Origin of the sequence: Thalassobacillus devorans (genome assembly GCF_900176565.1) — a bacterium.
Classification (GTDB): Bacteria; Bacillota; Bacilli; order Bacillales; family Halobacillaceae; genus Thalassobacillus; species Thalassobacillus devorans_A.
Map to the genome: position 1 here is coordinate 1,128,575 of NZ_FXEH01000006.1, position 18,770 is coordinate 1,147,344.

The 18,770-nt window shown below is 43.0% G+C and carries 17 protein-coding genes; 15 read left to right on the forward strand and 2 right to left on the reverse strand.

The annotated features are described in order from the left end of the window. The first annotated feature begins 82 nt into the window (after positions 1 to 82). The 8 genes from B9Y67_RS16595 to B9Y67_RS16630 all read left to right on the forward strand — a co-directional run bounded on the left by B9Y67_RS16595 (position 83) and on the right by B9Y67_RS16630 (position 9,957). A complete protein-coding gene (locus tag B9Y67_RS16595; RefSeq protein ID WP_085508401.1) occupies positions 83 to 1,261 on the forward strand; it encodes a glycine C-acetyltransferase in 1,179 nt (392 codons plus the stop codon). A gap of 131 nt (positions 1,262 to 1,392) precedes the next feature. Further along, positions 1,393 to 2,964, forward strand: a complete 1,572-nt coding sequence (gene miaB / locus B9Y67_RS16600; RefSeq protein WP_085508403.1) for a tRNA (N6-isopentenyl adenosine(37)-C2)-methylthiotransferase MiaB — start codon at positions 1,393 to 1,395, stop codon at positions 2,962 to 2,964. Between the two features lie 2 nt (positions 2,965 to 2,966). Beyond that, positions 2,967 to 3,392: a YlbF/YmcA family competence regulator gene (locus B9Y67_RS16605; RefSeq protein ID WP_085508405.1), complete on the forward strand. Its 426-nt coding sequence runs from the start codon at positions 2,967 to 2,969 to the stop codon at positions 3,390 to 3,392. 183 nt (positions 3,393 to 3,575) lie between these two features. Further along, positions 3,576 to 4,136, forward strand: coding sequence for an outer spore coat protein CotE (locus B9Y67_RS16610; RefSeq protein ID WP_062445914.1), 561 nt, complete (start codon positions 3,576 to 3,578; stop codon positions 4,134 to 4,136). A gap of 432 nt (positions 4,137 to 4,568) precedes the next feature. Beyond that, on the forward strand, positions 4,569 to 4,766 hold the full coding sequence (locus B9Y67_RS16615) for a hypothetical protein (protein WP_085508407.1): 198 nt from the start codon (positions 4,569 to 4,571) through the stop codon (positions 4,764 to 4,766). A gap of 89 nt (positions 4,767 to 4,855) precedes the next feature. Further along, positions 4,856 to 7,432, forward strand: a complete 2,577-nt coding sequence (gene mutS / locus B9Y67_RS16620) for a DNA mismatch repair protein MutS (RefSeq protein WP_085508409.1) — start codon at positions 4,856 to 4,858, stop codon at positions 7,430 to 7,432. Positions 7,433 to 7,448: 16 nt separating this feature from the next. After that, on the forward strand, positions 7,449 to 9,311 hold the full coding sequence (gene mutL / locus B9Y67_RS16625; protein WP_085508412.1) for a DNA mismatch repair endonuclease MutL: 1,863 nt from the start codon (positions 7,449 to 7,451) through the stop codon (positions 9,309 to 9,311). A 79-nt stretch (positions 9,312 to 9,390) separates the two neighbouring features. Next, positions 9,391 to 9,957, forward strand: a complete 567-nt coding sequence (locus B9Y67_RS16630) for a hypothetical protein (protein WP_085508414.1) — start codon at positions 9,391 to 9,393, stop codon at positions 9,955 to 9,957. A 52-nt stretch (positions 9,958 to 10,009) separates the two neighbouring features. Here the strand turns inward: B9Y67_RS16630 and B9Y67_RS16635 are convergent, their stop codons facing one another. Beyond that, on the reverse strand, positions 10,010 to 10,366 hold the full coding sequence (locus tag B9Y67_RS16635; RefSeq protein ID WP_062445918.1) for a helix-turn-helix domain-containing protein: 357 nt from the start codon (positions 10,364 to 10,366) through the stop codon (positions 10,010 to 10,012). Between the two features lie 277 nt (positions 10,367 to 10,643). Between B9Y67_RS16635 and miaA the strand changes: the two genes are divergently transcribed. The 7 genes from miaA (at position 10,644) to glnA (ending at position 17,351) form a co-directional block, all read left to right on the forward strand. Next, on the forward strand, positions 10,644 to 11,579 hold the full coding sequence (gene miaA / locus B9Y67_RS16640; RefSeq protein ID WP_085508416.1) for a tRNA (adenosine(37)-N6)-dimethylallyltransferase MiaA: 936 nt from the start codon (positions 10,644 to 10,646) through the stop codon (positions 11,577 to 11,579). A gap of 39 nt (positions 11,580 to 11,618) precedes the next feature. Next, a complete protein-coding gene (gene hfq, locus B9Y67_RS16645; protein WP_085508419.1) occupies positions 11,619 to 11,843 on the forward strand; it encodes an RNA chaperone Hfq in 225 nt (74 codons plus the stop codon). Between the two features lie 107 nt (positions 11,844 to 11,950). Next, positions 11,951 to 12,889 (forward strand): AAA family ATPase, encoded by a 939-nt coding sequence (locus tag B9Y67_RS16650; RefSeq protein ID WP_085508421.1) that lies wholly within the window; start codon positions 11,951 to 11,953, stop codon positions 12,887 to 12,889. A 69-nt stretch (positions 12,890 to 12,958) separates the two neighbouring features. Then, positions 12,959 to 14,194: a GTPase HflX gene (gene hflX, locus B9Y67_RS16655; protein WP_085508423.1), complete on the forward strand. Its 1,236-nt coding sequence runs from the start codon at positions 12,959 to 12,961 to the stop codon at positions 14,192 to 14,194. Then, the gene (locus tag B9Y67_RS16660) at positions 14,191 to 15,471 is read left to right on the forward strand and encodes a methionine gamma-lyase family protein (RefSeq protein ID WP_085508425.1); all 1,281 of its coding nucleotides are present in this window, start codon (positions 14,191 to 14,193) and stop codon (positions 15,469 to 15,471) included. The genes hflX and B9Y67_RS16660 overlap by 4 nt, the downstream gene beginning before the upstream one ends. A 123-nt stretch (positions 15,472 to 15,594) precedes the next feature. After that, positions 15,595 to 15,999: a MerR family transcriptional regulator gene (locus tag B9Y67_RS16665; protein WP_085508427.1), complete on the forward strand. Its 405-nt coding sequence runs from the start codon at positions 15,595 to 15,597 to the stop codon at positions 15,997 to 15,999. A gap of 20 nt (positions 16,000 to 16,019) precedes the next feature. Next, on the forward strand, positions 16,020 to 17,351 hold the full coding sequence (gene glnA / locus B9Y67_RS16670; RefSeq protein WP_085508429.1) for a type I glutamate--ammonia ligase: 1,332 nt from the start codon (positions 16,020 to 16,022) through the stop codon (positions 17,349 to 17,351). A gap of 265 nt (positions 17,352 to 17,616) precedes the next feature. Here glnA and sat read toward each other — a convergent pair whose 3' ends face one another. Beyond that, complete coding sequence (sat, locus tag B9Y67_RS16675; protein WP_085508431.1) at positions 17,617 to 18,753, reverse strand: sulfate adenylyltransferase; 1,137 nt, start codon at positions 18,751 to 18,753, stop codon at positions 17,617 to 17,619. Between the last annotated feature and the right edge of the window lie 17 nt (positions 18,754 to 18,770).

The following is an 18,770-nucleotide window of genomic DNA, read 5'->3' on the forward strand; positions in this document are numbered from 1 at the left end:
GAAAGATTACTTCATGGTATAAGGAGGTTCATCCTCCTGCATACATAACTACACATTTGTAAATCATTGAGGAGGTTTGTATATGAAAGGTTTTGAATACTTACAAAAGGAACTGGACCAAATGAAAGACCAGGGGACTTTCCGGGAATTGATCCCGTTGGAATCACCGCAGGGATCACGAGTTAAGATAAAAGGCAAAGAAGTGATTCAGTTATCTTCTAATAATTACCTTGGATTGACTTCCCATCCAAAAATGAAGGAAGCTGCAGAAAAAGCGGTCCGTGAATATGGAGCGGGTACCGGTTCAGTAAGAACGATTGCCGGGACGCTGCAAATGCACGAAGAATATGAAAAGAAGCTGGCTAAGTTTAAACATACCGAAGCAGCACTTGTTTTTCAGTCCGGCTTTACGACTAACCAGGGAGTTCTCTCATCTATTTTGACAGAGGAAGATGTGGTGATTTCGGATGAATTGAACCATGCATCCATCATCGATGGAATTCGCCTGACAAAAGCCGGGCGTAAAATCTACAAACATGTTGATATGGATTCATTGGAAGAAAAATTGAAAGAGTCCGGCGACTATCGTACACGTTTAATTGTCACGGATGGCGTTTTCTCGATGGATGGCAACATTGCTCCGCTTCCAGAAATCGTTGAACTGGCTGAAAAATACGATGCACTCGTTATGGTTGATGATGCTCATGCCAGCGGCGTGCTAGGGGAGAATGGTCGCGGTACGGTCAATCACTTTGGGTTGGATGGACGAGTACACATCCAGGTAGGAACATTAAGTAAAGCAATCGGTGTCCTTGGAGGTTATGTGGCAAGCAGTCAGACCTTAAAAGAATATTTGATTCATAAAGGCCGCCCGTTTCTATTCAGTACTTCTCATCCACCAGCTGTAACCGCCGCATGTGATGCAGCAATAGACGTATTACTGGAAGAGCCTGAATTGATCCAGAAACTGTGGGATAATACGAAATTCTTTAAAGATGGATTGAAATCTCTCGGATTCGATATCGGAATCAGTGAAACTCCTGTCACTCCGGTAATGGTCGGCGATGATTCCTTGACTCACAAGTTTTCAGACGAACTATTCAATGAAGGAGTCTTTGCCCAAGGAATTGTTTTCCCTACGGTACAACGAGGGAAAGGGCGGGTTCGAACGATCGTCACTGCGGAGCATTCGAAAGAAGAATTACAAGAAGCGCTGACTGCTTTCGAACGTGCCGGCAAGAAATTGAATATCATTTCCTGATAGCACAAAGGCTGATCACATATGCTGATCAGCCTTCCTTTGTGTTATTCTTCAGCTTCTGCTCTTAAAATTTGCCATCAAAGTTGATATAATGAGAAAGTTAGATATGTTATGCGAAAGGAGCACTGTTGATGAATGAACAACAGCGTAAACAGATGAGTCAAATTCGTGAAGTGAATCCAGCGGACGTAAAATCCGACCAGGATAACCTGAAACGAATTAAGGATAAGAAAAGTGAAGACTTTATCAAATATTTCGAAACAAGCTACCAGCCTCCTTCCTTAAAAGATGCCAAAAAGCGGGGCAAGGAAGATGTTGAAGTTCATTATGATTTCAATATACCGGAAGAAATGATCGGCCTTGGAAAGGGCAAGAAATTCATGATTCGTACTTATGGCTGCCAGATGAACGAACATGATACAGAAGTCATGGCCGGCATCCTGGAACAGATGGGCTACGTGTCCACTAATGAGACAAAAGAAGCCGATATCATATTATTGAATACTTGCGCGATCAGGGAGAATGCAGAGAATAAGGTGTTTGGGGAAATCGGTCACCTGAAACCGTTGAAAACTGAAAATCCTGATCTGATCATTGGTGTCTGCGGCTGTATGTCCCAGGAAGAGTCAGTCGTCAACCGCATCCTGAAAAAGCACCAGTTCGTCGATCTGATCTTTGGAACACATAATATTCACCGGCTGCCACAGCTCGTCAAAGAAGCAATGTATGGCAAAGAAATGGTGGTTGAAGTATGGTCTAAGGAAGGAGACATCATTGAAAACCTTCCTCGTTCCCGGAAAGGGAAAATCAAGGCATGGGTCAATATTATGTATGGCTGCGACAAATTCTGTACGTATTGCATTGTCCCTTATACACGAGGCAAAGAGAGAAGCCGTCTGCCGGAGGATATTATTCAGGAAGTAAGACACCTGGCAGCACAAGGGTATAAAGAAATTACCCTTCTCGGTCAAAATGTCAACGCCTATGGTAAAGATTTGGATTTCGAATATGGACTTGGCGACCTGATGAATGAAATTCATAAAATAGACATTCCGCGCGTACGGTTTACAACATCCCATCCGCGTGACTTTGATGATCGTTTAATTGAAGTTTTGGCACAAGGCGGAAACTTGCTCGATCATATCCACCTTCCTGTCCAGTCAGGAAGCTCAGATGTCCTGAAAATCATGGCTAGGAAATATACCCGGGAAAGTTACTTGGAGCTCGTAGATAAGATTCGTACAGCGATGCCAAATGCGACACTGACAACAGACATCATTGTCGGCTTCCCGAATGAAACCGAGGAGCAGTTTGAAGAAACACTAACCCTCGTGGAAGAGGTCGGTTTTGAATCTGCCTATACGTTCATTTACTCTCCAAGAGAAGGAACTCCTGCAGCGCGTATGAAGGATAATGTTCCGATGGAAGTGAAAAAAGAAAGGCTGCAGCGTTTGAATAAACTGGTCAATGCACAGTCAGCAGAAGCAATGAAGAAATACGAAGGTGAAATTGTTGATGTACTGGTCGAAGGGGAGAGTAAGAAAAACCCTGACGTACTTGCCGGGTACACCGAAAGAAATAAATTGGTCAATTTCAAAGGGCCAAAATCCGCAATCGGTGAAATTGTGAAAGTGAAAATAAATAATGCAAAGACATGGTCTCTTGATGGAGAAATGGTCGAAGAAGCAGCAGAGGTGAAGTAGAAATGGCTGAATATACACGCAAGCAAGTAGTAGAAGAAGCACAGAAACTGGCTAAGATGATGGCCAATATCGAAGAGATCGATCGTTTTAAACAACTGGAAGCAAAAATAAATGAAAATAAAAAAGTGCAGGAAAATATCTCCAGGATCAAAGCGTTACAAAAACAGGCCGTCAACTTCCAGGCTTATGGGAAAACAGAAGCCCAGAAAAAAGTAGAAAAAGAAATTGACCGTCTCCAGGAAGAATTGGACGCTATTCCGGTAGTAGAAGAGTTCAAAAGTTCTCAGGTAGTCATTAACGACGTTTTACAAATGGTAACGAATACCATTGCCCGTGAAGTGACTAATGAAGTTATCCGATCCACCGGAGGAGATGTACTCAAAGGAGAAACAGGCGCTAAAGCTGGCGATTCAGCCTGCGGCCACTAATTTTTTCCCTTGCGCTGAAGGAGAAATATGTCCTTCAGCGTTTTTTTTCGTACAATTATCTAGGCTCTTGCATAGAATGAACTAAAACCTTATACAAATCCTTCTTGAAGGGAAAGGCATGTGCACATTTCGCCCAATTCAAGCATAGGATGTTGTGTATGATAAAGGGAGGTTTTAGGTGAGATGTCATTCTTTGACCAAGAGTACCGTGAGATCATCACGAAGGCTGTTTGTGGCAAAGGGAAGAAATTCACGCAATCGACACACATGATTTCTCCACCCCACCGTCCATCAAGTATCCTGGGCTGCTGGGTGATCAATCATGTCTATCACGCCAAGAAAAAAGGGGAGCATGTGGAAGTAAGTGGCCACTACGATGCAAACGTCTGGTTTTCATACAATGATAATACCAAGACGGAAGTCGTAACAGAGAGAGTCCACTATTGCGACCATGTCCCGCTGTACATCAAAGACGAAAATTGCATTGACGATGATTTGGAAGTCTTTGCAAGAGCGACACAACAACCGAACTGCCTGGAAGCCAACATCACTAGCAACGGTCAGAAGATTTCGGTTGAAGTAGAGCGGGAATTCTTCGTGGATGTAATTGGGGAAACGAAGCTTTGTGTCCGTGTCAATCCAAAGGGCTGTAAGCACGATCATGACTTTGATTTTGGTGACTTATCCGATGATGATTTTTCAGAGATCGACCCGGATTTTCTCGGAAGAAAAGAAGAGGAATAACCCCATTTAGATAATCCTTGCTAACAAAAGCGGGGATTATCTTTTTGTTTGCTTTATTAAACTTTTTTGAAAGGTTTATTCAACAAAAGTGCCGAATTGTGGAAGACTCAGTTTCAAGATAGTGAGGGTTCTTTACCATAATAGCGGCAGGGTTGGCCGGGAAACTACTCGCTTTCCTGCGGGGGAACCGGCAAGCCTCCTCGGTCGTTTTCACTCCCTGTGGGGTCTCGCCTGGCTCCTTCTCCCGCGGGAGTCTCGCAGTTTCCCAACCAACCCATCTGAAGGATGGGAGAAAAGAACCCCTGTAATAGGTGAGACTGTCTTCTACAATCAATAGTTACAAGCACGTTTTTAAAAATAGCTATCCCTTTGGTTGAAGGACTTCATAACGATGTTTCCGTTTCTCCCATAAACACAAGGAGGTCCGGGAAATTGCGAGACTCCTATGGGAGTAAAGTACATGGTGAGATCCCGCAGGGCTTTAGCCCGAGGAAGCTCACCGTACACCCATGGAAAGCGAGTGATTTCCCGGATCTCCCAACCGTTACTATCGTAACGGAAACAACATATCTTGAAACTGATTCTTCTGTTAAAGGGAGCTTTACTGGAGAAATCAAGATGGAAGTTTAACAGAATCATTCGAACACAACCTTTCAAGGAAGGTTTTCATCTATGCTATAATAATGAAAGTGACTATAGAACGTTTTGGGGGATAGCAAATGGCGCAATATACACCGATGATGCAGCAGTATTTGACAATCAAAGCACAGCATAAAGACGCTTTCTTATTTTTTCGACTTGGTGATTTTTATGAAATGTTTTTTGATGACGCTTTGGAAGCGGCAAGAGAATTGGAGATCACTTTGACCAGCCGTGATGGCGGGAACGAACGGATCCCGATGTGCGGGGTTCCTTACCATTCGGCGGCGAACTACATAAAAAACCTGATAGAAAAAGGCTATAAAGTTGCAATTTGTGAACAAGTGGAAGACCCAAAAGCAGCTAAGGGAGTAGTCAAACGGGAAGTTGTCCAATTGATCACTCCTGGCACAGTGATGGAAGGGCACATGCTGGATGAAAAAGAGAATAATTATCTCGCAAGCCTCACTGGTTTTGACGATGGCAGCTACACAGTCGCCTACAATGATCTTACAACCGGAGAAAATAGCATCGCTCTTATTACGGATGGATGGGGAGCAGTGCTCAGTGAGTTATATAACCGACCTGTCAAAGAAATCGTCATTGCGTCTGACCTGGCTGAATCTTGTCAGCAGGATTTAAAGGAACGTTTAGCTTATACGATTTCTTATCAGGATGATGAAACCATTGAAGCCCCATTTTCCTCCTTACTGGAAAGTATCCAGCAGGAAAAATATAAAATTGGCTTTGGCAGACTGCTCAATTACATTCAGCATACTCAAAAACGGTCCCTGGATCATTTGCAGCCCGTACAAAAAATCGAATTAAAACAGCATATGAACCTCGACATGTATTCCAAACGAAACCTTGAATTGATGGAAACATTAAGAAAACAAGGAAAGACGGGCAGCTTATTATGGGTAGTCGATGATACAGTCACTTCCATGGGCGCTCGTCAATTGAAAAAATGGCTGGAACGACCGCTTTTAGACAGAAGAGAAATCGAGGCACGTCACCAACAGGTGTCGGGATTCCTTGATCAATTCTTTGAGCGGGAAGAGCTGCGGGAACAGTTGAAGTCTGTTTACGATTTGGAAAGATTGTCGGGGCGGATTTCCTTTGGGAATGTGAATGCTCGGGACCTTTTACAATTAAAACAGTCGTTAGGTAAAATCCCAGCGATTAAAGAGACACTCAAAAAGTTTTCCCATGCAGAAATCAGCCGACTGCATGAATCCATCGATCCGCTGACAGATCTCTATCATTTATTAGATGAAAGTATTCACGACGATCCGCCAGTCACCATTAAAGAAGGCGGGATCATTAAAGATGGTTTCAACAATCAACTGGATGAATATCGGGATGCTGCCAAGAATGGGAAGCAGTGGATTGCTGAACTGGAACGAAGAGAACGGGAAGAAACAAAGATCAAATCCCTGAAAGTAGGGTATAATCGTGTCTTCGGGTATTATATCGAGGTCACCAAAGCTAACCTTCATTTATTGCCGGAAGGAAAATATGAGCGGAAGCAGACATTGACGAATGCGGAACGCTACATTACACCGGAGCTGAAAGAAAAGGAAACATTGATTTTAGAAGCCCAGGACAAAAGTGTCGAACTGGAGTATGAGCTCTTCTTAACGTTGAGGGAAAAAGTAAAGCAATACATTGAAGACTTACAAAAGCTAGCGGGACAAATCAGCAAAATTGATGTGCTGCAAGGTTTCGCCTCCGTTTCCGAAAAAAATGGCTATATCCAGCCGGGCTTCAATGATCAACGGCTGATTGACATTAAACAAGGAAGGCACCCGGTAGTGGAAAAGGTGATGAAAGACGCTTCTTTTGTGCCAAATGATGTTTTTATGGATGATGATACCGATATCCTGGTGATTACCGGGCCGAATATGTCAGGGAAAAGCACCTATATGAGACAGCTCGCTTTAACCGCCATCATGGCACAGGTTGGCTGCTTTGTACCATGCGAAGAGGCGAACCTTCCAATCTTTGATCAGATATTTACTAGAATAGGAGCTGCCGATGACCTCGTTTCCGGCCAAAGTACGTTTATGGTAGAAATGCTGGAGGCAAAGCATGCACTGGCGAATGCCACCGAAAACAGCATGATACTCCTTGATGAAATTGGCAGAGGTACGAGCACCTATGATGGGATGGCACTTGCTCAGGCGATCGTCGAACATATTCATGAAGAAATCAGAGCAAAAACGCTCTTTTCCACCCATTATCATGAACTGACCGAACTGGAAGATAGCTTGGACCGACTCCAGAATATTCATGTCCGTGCTGAAGAATACCAGGGGAATGTCGTCTTTCTCCATCAGATTCAAAGAGGTGCAGCGGATGAAAGCTACGGAATTCATGTAGCGAAACTGGCAGAGTTGCCAGATTCATTGATTACGAGAGCGACAGACCTATTGAAAGAATATGAAACAGGGACTAAAAATGAACACACTCAAGCAAAAACGACAGATGAGCAGCAATTGACTTTTTTTGAGGAAGTACGGGAAGAGAAACCCGGAAAAAGCACCAGGGCAGAAAGTAAATTACTTGATCAGCTGGCAAATATGGACTTGATGGAAATGACGCCGATGGAAGCGATGAACCAGCTTTATCAATTGCAAAAGCAAATAAAAAGATAAATAAAGGGGGAGGGGCATGGGAAAAATCAAATTGATGCCGGACCATTTAGCGAATAAAATCGCTGCTGGTGAAGTAGTGGAACGTCCGGCCTCTGTCATCAAAGAACTGGTTGAGAACAGTATCGATGCTAATAGCAAATCCATTAAAGTAGAATTACTGGAAGCTGGACTACAACAAATTAAGATAACCGATGATGGTGATGGCATGGAAGAGGAAGATTGTGAGCATGCCTTCTTCCGTCATGCAACGAGTAAAATTCAGGATGAAAATGACCTGTTCCACGTCAAGACCCTCGGGTTCCGGGGAGAGGCTTTAGCAAGTATCGCTGCTGTCAGTCGTTTATCCATTCAGACTTCGACTGGAAATGAAGCAGGCACTCGCCTCGAGCTGGAAGGTGGAAAAATGACCAATAAATCAAAGAGTGATGCACGTAAAGGAACGGAAATCATCGTCAATGATATATTTTTCAACACTCCTGCCCGCTTGAAGTATATGAAGACGATCCATACCGAGCTTGGCCATATCACTGATGTGTTAAACAGGATGGCACTCGCTCATCCTGATGTGAAATTTTCATGTTCACACAATGGCAAACAGCTCTTCCAAACCTCCGGTCGGGGGGATTTATTGCAGGTTATCGCGCAGATTTACGGGATGGGAACAGCAAGAAAGATGGTCCCTGTCGAAGGAGAAACGAAAGACTTCAAAATATCCGGTTATATAGCTAAGCCAGAAGTGACCCGTGCTTCAAGGAACTATATTTCAACTATCATCAATGGCAGGTACATTCGTAACATCACATTAAATAAAGCAGTGATGCAAGGCTATCACACGCTCCTTCCGATTGGGAGGAACCCGCTAGTCGTGTTAAACGTGGAGATGGATCCGATTCTTGTGGACGTCAATGTTCATCCGGCAAAGCTGGAAGTCCGGTTCAGTAAAGAACAGGAACTTTTCGAACTGGTCAAAACGACAATCCAATCCACTTTCAGAAAAGAAACCTTGATACCAGAAGCGCCGGAACAGAAAAAGCCAGTCAAAAAAATAAACTCAACACAGCCGGCATTCCACTTCTATGAAGAACGGGAACAAGAAGCACACGAACAGAGGAAAAAATCCATGGACCATCTGCTTGATTCTGCCACTCATGAAACTGAAGAAAAGCTGGACCTCGATGATTATGGGCAGCATCATTATCAGGAAAAGCAAAACGAAGTTATCAAAGAAATGGTCCAGGAAAATCCTAGGGAAGCTGCTATGGAAGGTACAGATGTTCAGGCAGAAACCGATGACGAGAGAGTACCTGCGATGTATCCGATTGGCCAACTGCACGGGACCTATATATTAGCTCAAAACGAAAAGGGGCTGTATATTGTCGATCAGCACGCAGCTCAGGAGCGGATCAAATATGAGTTTTATACGGAAAAACTGGGAGAAGTAGAAAATGAGGTGCAGGAGCTTCTTGTGCCGCTTACGTTTGATTTCTCCAAGCAGGAAGCGCTGCGAATCGAAGAATACAATAAAGAATTAAAGCAGGTGGGAATCTTTTTTGAAGCATTCGGTGAGAATAGCTATATTATCAGATCCCATCCCAATTGGTTCCCGAAAGGCTTCGAGATGGAAGTGATTGAAGAAATGGTGGAACAGATCATGAGTGAAGAACGGATTGACATCAAAAAAATTCGGGAAGAAGCTGCAACATTAATGTCCTGCAAACGGTCGATCAAAGCCAATCATTACTTGAACCATAATGATATGTTTCAGCTGCTTGAAGATCTAAGGAAATCGACTGACCCGTTCACCTGTCCTCACGGGCGGCCGATTATCGTTCATTTTTCCGAATATGAAATGGAGAAAATGTTCAAACGGGTGATGTAAACATAAGAGAAACTGGAGAGCGATATCGTTCTTCAGTTTATTTATGCTAGAATGGGATGGTGGATGAAGGAGGGATACGATGGTATTACAGTTAAAGCTAAAGAACAACGGGGAAACTCTTTGGGAGACTAATGACTTTTATGATGAAAAACAAAGACAGGGAGCTATTACTAAGTTATTTGAGGCAGCCAATGCTTACTATCAGGGGAACGAAAAAACCTACGCTTCCATCAGTAGGGGAGTGGAGCAACTGGATGAATGGCGGATTGGTCTGGAGAATTTAATTAAACAATCTTACCATATCGCCAGACGGGAAGCGGATGAAAATCCTGAACTCCATACCATCAACGATGTAGCTTTCCAATTGCTGGTCGTTTATGTCAGTGACTATTTTAAAAATGATAATAGGGACTATGATTATTTTATCGATAACAAGCATCGTTTTATCGGGACGAACGTTACCATTCTCCAGGATGGAGTGGTTCGTTTTGACAACATCATCAGTGAAGAAAACTTAGAAGAGGTGGAACAGGAATTGACGCGATATGAGCGTCTTGTCAGTGCGCAGATACTGGCCCAGCACCGTATTGTCTATCAGCTGATTAAAGCAGTACTCTTCAAATATAAGTTAGCACACCGACAATAGGGGAGCGCGAGCGACTTACCTTTTATTACGAAAGGTTATGCAGTTTTTCAGGCTATTTGTGGGATTGTCTGATGAACTGGAAGAAATTCAGAATTTGTATAATTTCTTCCCGGCTCAGTTCCTCCCATACATATACATAAAACAAATCCGTTTCCTCGATTCCTTTATCTTCCAGTACGTCGTTTATCTTTTTAAGAATATCAAATGGTTGATCGCTTTTCCCCAATAAATAATCTGTCGTACAATCAAGTGCGTCGGCAAGTGCTACGATATTTTCCAGGCTTGGCGTCGTATAGCCGCGCTCCCAGTTAGAGATAACCTGAGAGGACTCTCCGACTTCTTCGGATAGTTTTTTTTGTGTCCAATTATGGTGGATGCGTAAAAATCGAATCCGTTCCGCTGTGACCATCAGGCAACCCTCCTACCGCTAATTTTACCATGATAGCAGGCATAGGGACATCTGTTTGCTACAGATAACGTAATTCGTTACCCGCTCATTAACGGGTATAGTTAGCTGTGGATAAAGAAAATGATTACACACACCTAACGGAATCCGTTATTTTTTAAGTAACGAACTCCGTTACAAGGGTGTGGAAACCCCTTACAATTACGCGATTAGCCGCTTCGGGATTTGTTGTGTATAATGTTTGTATAATGAGGTTTGTGAATGAAAGGTGGATAACTATATGAAGCCTGTGGTTGTATCGGTAGTCGGACCGACAGCAGTGGGTAAAACTAAGCTTGGGATAGAAATAGCCAAACGATTTAAAGGCGAAGTCATCAGTGGCGATTCTATGCAAATTTATCGAAGCATGGATATCGGCACAGCAAAAGTGACTCCGGAAGAAATGGAAGGAATCCCGCACCATATGATCGATATTAAAGACCCGGAGGATTCCTTTTCAGTCGCTGAATTTAAAGAAAGGGTCACAGAAGCAATTGAGGATATTTCCTCCAGGGGAAAGCTTCCGGTAATTGTTGGAGGGACTGGTCTTTATATTCAATCTGTGCTTTATGATTTTAATTTTTCAGAGCAAAAGCGAAGCGGTGAAATAACCGAGCGCTTAGAATCCGAACTTGAGATGAAAGGAAATCAGGCACTTTATCAACAGTTGATGGAAATCGACCCGGAGCAGGCGGAAAAAATTCATCCCAATAACGAGAGAAGGTTAATACGTGCCTTGGAAATTTATGAAAGCACAGGGATGACCATGTCACAGTATCAAAAGAACCAGTCGGATGAATCTCCCTACCATCCAATCCTTATTGGTTTAGAAATGGATCGTGAGCTGCTTTATGACAGAATCAATCATCGCGTCGACATGATGGTGGAGGAAGGACTGTTGGAAGAAGTCCGGGAGCTGTATGATTCGGGCCTGGAAGACGTGCAGTCCATGCGGGCGATCGGGTATAAAGAATTTATCCCTTATTTTAATGGAGAGTACCACCTGGAGCGGGCGGTGGAATTATTGAAGCGCAATTCCCGCCGATACGCGAAAAGACAATATACGTATTTCCGCAATAAAATGGATGTAACCTGGTATTCCGTAACAGAACAAAATTTTCAGGAAAAGTTTCAAATTATTTTGCGTGATTTAGCAGGAATGATCGAACAGACATAGAATTAGTTGTAATATAGATAGAAAAGAGGAGGAAGATTCATGGCTCAATCCGTCAATATTCAAGACACCTTTTTAAATCAGCTAAGAAAAGAACGCGTTCAGGTAACCGTCTTTCTACTCAACGGGTTCCAATTGAGAGGGGCTGTCAAATCATTTGATAATTTTACAGTTCTGCTGGAAACGGATGGGAAGCAGCAGCTTATTTTCAAACATGCAATTTCCACTTTTGCTCCAACCAAAAACGTTTCTTTAGATAAAGAATAATGGACAGTGAAACGGATGCTTCTGGCATCCGTTTTTCAATGCGCCTGGGCGTTTGTCACACATTGAGGCTGTCATACGTATAGTGTTAGGGAATAAGGGGTGATCTAATGAGTTCCCAACTGACCCATAACCAACAAGGTAAAATCAACATTATTTTAAAAGACCGGAAAGAAGATAATGCTGACAGGGCAGCACTGGCCCCTGTGGAGAACGGTAAAGCGGACCCGTTTCAGCTAATTGAAGATCATTTGGATGCTTTCATCGGCATGGATCGTCTGCGTGAAAAGGTAAAAGAGATCTATGCGCAGGTTCTTGTTAAGGAAAAACGCAGGCAAGTGGGGCTAACTACGGAAAACCAAGTGCTTCATATGATGTTCAAAGGGAATCCCGGCACGGGGAAAACAACCGTCGCACGCGCGCTGGCGAAGATTTTTTATGATATGAACCTGTTATCGAAAGGGCATTTTATCGAAGCGGACCGGAGTGATCTGGTAGGGGAGTACATTGGCCATACGGCGAAGAAAACAAAAGATTTGATAAAAAAGTCGCTTGGTGGTGTTTTGTTCATTGATGAAGCCTACTCTCTCGCACGTGGTGGGGAAAAAGATTTCGGGAAAGAAGCAGTAGATACCATTGTGAAGTGTATGGAAGATCATCATAGTGAGTTTATTTTGATTCTGGCAGGATACCCGCGTGAAATGACCAGGTTCCTGACTTTGAATCCCGGGTTGAAATCCCGCTTTCCTATTACACTGGAGTTCCCGGATTATACGCCAGGTGAATTGCTGGAAATAGCACACGACATGGCAGAGCTGAAAGATTATAAACTGTCCAATGAAGCCCAATGGAAATTGAAACAGCATTTCCATTCGTTGCTGCAGCGGTCGCCGTACAATTTTTCAAATGGACGCTATGTGCGGAACATCATTGAAGATGCCATCCGAAAACATGCCATCCGAATGATGCGATGTTCCACCATCAATAAAGAGGTACTAATGACAATAGAAGCTAAAGATATTATATTCGAAGAGGTTGGGGGAGGATAATTATTATCCACGACTCTTTTCTTTTGATATGATGATAAGAGATACCGACCATGGAAAGAGGTAGAAATAATGCCAGAAAAAGAACAAGTAGTACTTGTAGCAAGAGCTCAAACCGGGCAGGATGACAAACGGTTCCAATCCTCGCTGGAAGAACTGCAATCGCTCACAGAAACAGCGGATGGCGCAGTTCAACATATATTCGTTCAGAAAAGGGACCGGGTTCATCCTGCCACATACTTAGGAGAAGGAAAATTAGAAGAAATTAAAGATTATGCAGAGGAGAATAGTGTTGACCTTGTTATTTTCAATGAGGAGCTTTCCCCTGGGCAGCTAAGGAATATAACAGACCGATTGGGAGTCCGGGTCATTGATCGAAGCCAGCTCATTCTGGACATATTCGCTCAACGGGCTAAAACGAAAGAAGGTAAACTGCAGGTGGAGCTGGCACAGCTGCAGTATTTACTTCCAAGACTTGCCGGCCAGGGGACGGAATTATCCCGTCTTGGCGGCGGAATCGGGACAAGGGGTCCGGGTGAAACAAAGCTGGAAAGTGACCGTCGCCACATCCGCAGGCGCATTGACGATATTAAAAAACGGTTATCTGCGGTGGTGAAGCAGCGGGAGCAGTACCGGAAACGACGAAAAGAAAACAAGGCTTTTCAAGTGGCGATCGTAGGTTACACTAATGCTGGGAAGTCGACGTTTTTCAACCGTGTTACCGAGAGTGATTCATTTGAAGAAAACCTGTTATTCGCAACCCTGGATCCGTTGACCCGACAGTTACAGCTTCCGTCAGGCCTCCAGGTGCTTCTGACCGATACGGTCGGATTTATTCAGGATCTGCCAACTACTCTAATTGCCGCTTTCCGGTCTACATTGGAGGAAGTGACAGAAGCGGACTTCATTCTTCATATGGTTGACGCTTCTCATCCCGATCATGAACAACATGAACGCACGGTACTGAAGTTATTAGGTGATTTGGAAGCGGATCACCTGCCGATGCTTACCGTTTATAATAAGATGGACCTGTTGAACGGCGATTTTATTCCGGAAGCTTTTCCATCCATTACAGTGAGTGTCCATGATCCTATCGATAACAAGCGGGTACTGGATAAAATAGAGGATACGCTGATCAAAGAATGGGATAACTATCACACCTTTATTCCAGCTGGGAACGGCAAGAGGATTCAACAATTAAAAGGGGAAAGCATCGTCTCATCTTTTCATTTTGATGAGAAAAGGGAAGGGTATGTAGTAGCCGGTGCCATTCATCCCGAACATCCGTTAAAACACCAATTACTATAATAAAGGAAGTAACGTACGTTATGAATATTGAACAACTAGCAGCACATACAGAAGAAGAGATTCGTCCTTACCATATATCAATACAATCCATTGTGGAAAAAAATCAACACAGAGTGCTGGAAGCCTTCCGCCGTCTTAAAATCTCGGACAGCCACTTCAACCCGACAACAGGGTATGGGTATGACGATTACGGCCGCGATACTTTAGAAGAACTTTATGCGGAGATCTTCGGTGGGGAAGACGCATTGGTACGCCCTCAAATCATTTCAGGCACCCATGCCATTACAACAGCTTTATTTGGTGTGTTAAGACCAGGTGATGAATTATTATATATGACCGGGGAACCTTATGACACGTTGGAACAAGTAGTCAAAGGTTCGAACGATAAGGATACCGGTTCCCTCAAAGATAACGGCATAAGCTATCGTTCTGTCTCCCTTGCCGAGTCAGGAGAAATTGATTTCCCTGAAATCAGAAACGCCATAAAAAATAATACGAAAATGATAGCTATCCAGCGTTCGAAAGGGTATGCGGACCGCCCTTCGTTTACGATAGACGAAATCGCTGACATGATTCAAAAAATCCGGACTATAAAGCCGGATGCGATCATTTTTGTGGACAATTGTTATGGGGAGTTTGTCGAACTGCAGGAGCCATTGCATGTTGGGGCTGATTTGATTGCAGGATCGTTAATTAAAAATCCGGGCGGAGGAATTGTCCGTACCGGCGGTTATATAGCTGGAAATAAGGACTTAGTAGAATTATGCAGCTATCGTCTGACCGCTCCCGGGATTGGGAAAGAAGCTGGAGCCAGTCTGAACAGCCTCCAGGAAATGTACCAGGGGATCTTCCTCGCGCCTCATATGGTTGGAGAAGCATTAAAAGGTGCCGTTTTCACCGCCAGATTATTGGAAGAGGCTGGCTTTACTACCACCCCTGCTTATAACGCGAAGCGCACCGATTTAATTCAGGCGGTCGCTTTTGAAACAGCAGAGCAAATGGTTGCTTTTTGCCAGGCGATACAGAAGTCCTCACCTATTAACTCTCATGTTACACCGTATCCTAGTCCGATGCCGGGGTATGAAAGTGATGTCATCATGGCAGCTGGTACGTTTATCCAGGGAGCGAGTCTGGAATTGACAGCAGATGGCCCGATTCGCCCTCCGTATATGGCTTTCGTTCAAGGCGGGCTTACTTACGAGCATGTCAAAATAGCTGTGAAGCTTGCGCTCGAGGAAATAGTTGAAGCAGGTTTTCATCAAATTGAAACAGGGTAAAACTGAGATGGGGAAGCCCATTTCAGTTTTTTTATTTTTTCATGTTAGATTTCTTAACATCTCTTGACACATATTATTTCATTGGTATAATTAAGTTATCACATTCAAGGGAGGTAGCCATCGATGAGCGATGAAATACGACGTTCGATGCCGTTATTCCCGATTAGTATTGTTAAATCATTAACAGATCTGTCTGCGAGACAAATCCGTTATTATGAAGAGCACAATTTAGTCCACCCGGCAAGATCAGAAGGGAACCGCAGATTGTTTTCCTTTAATGATGTCGATCGTCTGCTTGAAATAAAAGCATTGATCGAAAAAGGCATCAATCTGGCAGGGATCAAACAGGTTCTGTCCATGCAGGAAGTACCGGATAACGAACCGATGGATCAAGAGCAAGTCGAGGAAATCCATAATGACCTCTCAGAGAAAGAGCTTCGCCGCATGCTCCAGCAAGAATTACATACCGCTGGAAGGTACGGCAAATCATCGTTAAGACAGGGAGAATTATCACGATTCTTCCACTAAAATATAGGAGGAAAAATTAAATGGGATTAACTAGAAAAGAAATTTACAAAAAAATCGAAGAAGAAAACGTAAAATTCATCCGACTACAATTCACAGACATGCTTGGTACCATCAAAAACGTGGAAATTCCTTTGAGCCAGTTGGACAAGGCTTTGGATAATGAGATGATGTTCGATGGATCTTCCATTGAAGGGTTTGTTCGTATCGAGGAATCTGATATGTACTTAGTTCCAGACCCTGAAACTTTTGTTGTCTTCCCTTGGACATCCGAAAAAGGGAAAGTAGCACGTTTTATCTGTGATATTTATAACCCGGATATGACGCCATTTGAAGGGGATCCACGTTATATCCTGAAAAAGAACCTTCAAAAAATGGAAGAACTAGGATTTTCCGCATTCAACATCGGTACAGAGCCGGAATTCTTCCTGTTCAAGCTTGATGAACGCGGGGAACCATCCATGGAACTGAATGATAAAGGTGGATACTTTGACCTTGCTCCAACAGACTTAGGTGAAAACTGCCGCCGCGATATTGTACTTGAATTAGAGGAAATGGGCTTTGAAATCGAAGCGTCCCACCACGAGGTAGCACCTGGTCAGCACGAAATCGACTTTAAATATTCTGATGCCGTCAAGCATTGTGACGATATCCAAACGTTCAAATTGGTTGTAAAAACAATTGCCCGTAAACACGGCCTTCATGCGACATTCATGCCTAAACCATTGTTCGGCGTCAACGGATCCGGAATGCATGCGAACATGTCTTTATTTAAAGGAAAGCAGAATGCATTCTACGACACAGAAGGTGAACTTGAACTATCCGATGTTGCCTACCAGTTTACTGCAGGTATCATCAAGCACGCAACAAACTTTACAGCTGTTACAAACCCGACTGTAAACTCTTACAAGCGTCTTGTACCTGGTTATGAAGCGCCTTGTTACGTAGCATGGTCAGGGCAAAACCGAAGCCCGCTTGTCCGCGTTCCTACATCCCGCGGATTGAGCACTCGTATCGAAGTACGCAGTGTCGACCCTGCAGCTAACCCATACCTTGCAATGGCAGTATTACTGGCATCCGGATTAGATGGTATTGAAAATGCACTGGATGCACCTAAGCCTGTTGACCGCAATATCTATGTTATGAATAAAGCAGAACGCGAAAAGAACGGAGTACAGGATCTTCCGGCTACTCTATATGATGCATTGGAGCTGCTGAAGAAAGACGATATCCTTGTTAAAGCACTCGGTGAACACTGCTTCGAACACTTTATTGAAGCGAAAGAAATCGAGTGGGATATGTTCCGTACACAAGTCCACCCTTGGGAACGCGAACAGTATATCTCTGTATATTAAGCAGCAAACTTCTTAAAACTAAATGTGAACTAATCCTTAGGTATTTAAGATAAGGAAAACACCCAAACTGCCATAATCCTGAATTCGACAGGGTTATGGCAGTTTGGGTTAAGAGTGTCACTGAAGAGCTAACTCAACTTCTTATAGAACAGTATTAAAAAGGGGGCTCCGTGAACTGAAAAATTTGATTTGGCGATTAAACGTCTCACATTTAAAATTTAGCTCTTTGTTCTATATCACATAAGTAGTAAAGAATACCAAAAGATTAGCACTTCAGACCTTTAATTAGCGTTTGTATAACCTCTAGACGACTAAACTCCTTTGGAGGAAATTCTCCCCTTCTCAGCATTTCCCTTACTTTTGACCCTGATAGATGAATATGATCTTCTGTTCCATGAGGACATGTTTTTTTAGTTGTAATTTGGCTGCATTTTTTACAGTAATAAGCATGGTCAAAAAATATCGGCTTAATGCCTAGCTCATTTTTGCTGAATAACGAAAAAATTTCTTGTGCTTCATAAGTTCCATAATAATCCCCTACTCCAGCATGGTCACGTCCTACAATAAAATGTGAACATCCGTAATTTTTTCTAATAAGGGCATGAAAAATTGCCTCTCTTGGTCCTGCATATCGCATAGCAGCCGGGAATACCCCCAAATGGACTCGATTTTTTGGATAGTAATTTTGGAGTAGAACCTGATAGCTGTTCATTCGTATCTCAGATGGGATATCGTCAGCTTTTGTTTCTCCGACAAGAGGATGTAAAAAAAGCCCATCTACTACCTCCAATGAACACTTTTGTATATATTCATGTGCACGATGAATGGGATTTCTTGTTTGGAATGCTACAATTGTTTCCCACCCCCGTTTAATGAATTCCTCCCTTGTCTCTTTTGGTTTACAATAAAAATCCGGAAATAAGTTTTTGGATCTGGGAGGTCTGACTAATGTAATAGGACCTGCTAAGTAAACGTCAGGTCTATTAAATAGCTTTGCTACTCCAGGGTGAGCAGGGTCAGTGGTTTTGTATACTTGTTTTGCTTCTAGCTTTTTATCAGGTTTATATTTTTCATTTAATTGAAGAATTCCATATACTTCGTCAGCAAATACCAGTTTTATCTTTTCCCCAATTGTAAGACGTGAAGAAAGGGCTGCAGTAACTGGCAGTGTAATAGGTATACTCCATACCAATCCATTAGCTAATCTCATTTTTTCCACCACTGAATTATAATCTTTTTCTCCTATATACCCTGTCAAAGGACTATAGGCCCCTGTAGCGATTAACTCTAAATCAGAAAGAGCCATTAAATCTAATTCAATTTCTTTTGATATAGAGCTATAATCATAATTATAATCTACTTTGGAAATCAGTTTATGTCCATGTGGTTCTATAATACTCATAATAATACCCTTTCTTT